Here is a 2968-nt window from a genome sequence, read left to right as displayed (position 1 = left end):
ACGACACTGCACCCAGTTTCCTGCCGAAGGGGTTTCGTTGTGGAGAAGCAGGGGAGCGCCTTCGGCATCTACAATAAGCACATCGAGGCGTCCGTCGTTATCATAGTCGCCGATAGCCAATCCTCGTCCGACAATGGGTTTGAGAAGGTCGGGGCCGGCCTGTGAAGTCACATCGAGAAAGCGTGTGCCGTTCTGGTTTCGCAAAAGCAGGCTCGGTTGGCGATAGGTGGTGCTTTTATCAATGTCGGCGATATTGTCTTGAACATGGCCGCTCACAATAACAAGGTCGAGCCAGCCGTCGTTATCGTAGTCGAAAAACTTGGTTCCAAAAGAGACGTAGGGAAGCCCAATATCCGCCATGCCTAACTGCGCCGAGCTTTCGGTGAAAAGGCCGCCGCCGTCGTTATGGTAAATGCACTTCGTCTCGTGCTGAAAGGTAGCCACCACCAGGTCGAGCCGCCCATCGTTATCGTAGTCTCCCCAGTCGGTGCCCATGCCACCATGCACGTTGCCATCGGCGTTATAGGCCGTACCTGAAATGGCCCCGATATTTTTGAAGCGTCCGCCGACGTTCTGTAAAAGGTCCCCCTCCACTTCATCGTTGGCTAGGGAGATGGACTGACGGCCCGATCCGTCGAAATCCGCGCAGGCCACCCCAAGGTCTTTTCCATGAATCGCATCAACCCCCCATGCTTTCGAGACATTTTCAAAGTGCCCGTTGCCTCGGTTTTTATAGAGCACGCCTTTTATCGGGTTGTAAAAGCGTGGGCCGCAGGCGGTCATCTTGCCGGCATTATTACAGAGCTGCGGATCGGTGTGCGGACCGAACTCGACGTAGTTCCCTATGAACAGGTCGAGCAGGCCATCGTTTGTCAACGGTACCCACGCTGCCGAAGTGCCCCAAGGCTGAGGCGCTATCCCACTCTGAGCCGTCACATCCTTGAAATGGCTCCCCCCCTCGTTGTGCAACAACATCCCACCCCGATACGCCGTAATGTAGATGTCCACATACCCATCGTTATCGTAGTCTCCCACCGCACAGCCCAGAAAATGCCCGTGCAGTCCATCCAGACCGGTTTGTCGGGTGACGTTTTGGAAGTGTCCTTTACCGTCGTTGTGGAAGAGGGCGAGGGTGGGGCCGACGAGGAGGATATCGAGGTTGCCGTCGTTATCGAAATCGAGGAAGGCGCATCCGTTGCCGATGGTTTGAAGGATGTTGAGGGGTCGAGGGCCGGGGATGACCCAACGGTAGTCTAGCCCTGCTTCGGCAGCGATATCCCGAAACTTAGGAGGGGCCGGTAGATCGGGAGAATCGGGATGCGATATGTCTGTGATGCGGGATGCGGAGGAAGGAAGGGAGGACCGGCACCCGCCCGCCAGCCAAGAGATCGTGCTTATAAGACTGAGGCCAATAAACTCGCGTCGCTTCAAACAAGGTGCTCCTTCGTTGAAGATACGATGTATATTGTATTCTTTTTTGGGTGATTTTCCGATTCCACAAGAAGTTTCTATGTTTTCAAAAGTCTCACCCCGTGTGGTTGATCGTTGCTCTGCTAACTTAGGGCGCAGGCCTGTCGTTGACAACAGTTGGGTTTGATGATTATAATACCCATACGGTGAATTGCTTTCTCCCGTCGTCTAGGATTTGGGGAAACGAGGTTGCTCTCGGGAAAGTCTAAGAGATATCGCAGCGACCAGGGCGTTGAAAGGCCGTGGCCTAAGCGTGGTTATAGGAAAGGACACGGTGAGGGGTCATGTCCTCAACGGTTTCGGATGCACAAAAGATAGGGATAGCCCTCGTAGAGCCGGATGTCTCTATTGAGCCGGGCGGCATCGCGCGCCTCGATGTCGTGATTACCAATCGTCAAGAAATCCCCGACCGCCTGCTACTAGAGGTCGAGGGGTTGGATATCGAGTGGTACAACATTCCGGTACCGGCTTTCAATTTGGCCTCTGGCGAGCAGGCACAAGCCAGGATCAACTTTAAGGTCGCCCGCTCCAGCGAAAATCGGGCTGGCTCCTATCCTTTTATTGTGCGCGTAAAGGCCATGGAGACCGGAGAGAGCGCCGAAGCGCAGGCGATGCTTTTCGTAAAGCCCTTCGACCGACTCGAAATAGAGCTTGAGCCTCGTCGGGCTGTTTCCACCTTTTTCCATCCTCTCCACGATTTTGAAGTGACCCTTTCCAACTTGGGCAATGTGGAACGCACTCTTGAGCTGCATGCCAGCGACCCTGATGATGAGTGTGCCTATGAGTTTGATGTCGATCGCGTTACCCTCAAGCCCGGTCAGTCGGAGACCATCCTACTTGCAGCGCGCCCGAAATCGCTCTCCTTCATTGGGAACCCGCGCCTTTATGGCTTTTCTGTTTCTGCCCGTGTGGCCGATGACCCCTACATCTCTACGAAAACCCAGGGGCAGATCGAGCGACATGCACTTATTTCGCCTTTGCCGGCTCTTGTACTCGCGCTTCTCGTGGTGGCCGCAACCGGCATCTTTCTGTTTCGTCCCACACCACCCCCTCCTACCAAAATTCTGGCGTTTACTGCAAACCCCGATACCGCCCAGTCCGGCCAAACCATCACGCTGTCTTGGAATGCACAAGGGGAACACCTCCGCTTTACGCTGCAGCATCGCGTGGGGATTAATGGAACCCCCATCTTCGATACGCCGCCTCACACCCTTAGCGGCAATATGCCCGTGATAGCCGACCTGGTGAAAACCCCCACCACCGTTTACTACACGCTCCATGCCGACGGGCGCGGGGGAACCGATGAGCGCACCGTGCAGATTAAGGTGCTTCCACCTCCGGCGCCACCCAAACCGGCCATTCGGAGCTTCACGGCCGACACCACCGTGGTGCATCCCGGCGATTCGGTAACGCTTTCGTGGAAGGCACGCAACGCAGCCCATATCTATCTTGACCCCGGCAGCATTGAGATATCGCCGTTCGCCGATAGCAAAACCGT

1 protein-coding gene and 1 pseudogene are annotated in these 2968 nt (G+C 55.6%); one reads left to right on the top strand and one right to left on the bottom strand.

Annotated elements, in window-relative coordinates:
- A partial coding sequence (locus VKV18_RS13345; protein WP_324204684.1) for a VCBS repeat-containing protein occupies nucleotides 1-1431 on the bottom strand: 1431 nt, incomplete at its 3' end.
- A 323-nt stretch (nucleotides 1432-1754) separates the two neighbouring features.
- On the opposite strand from VKV18_RS13345, the pseudogene VKV18_RS13340 reads away from it, so the two are divergent.
- Nucleotides 1755-2968: pseudogene (locus VKV18_RS13340) on the top strand (hypothetical protein); the annotation flags it as partial.

It is taken from the genome of Chthonomonas sp. (assembly GCF_035294505.1).
Lineage (GTDB): Bacteria > Armatimonadota > Chthonomonadetes > Chthonomonadales > Chthonomonadaceae > Chthonomonas.
This window is presented reverse-complemented; position numbering and strand designations above follow the sequence as displayed.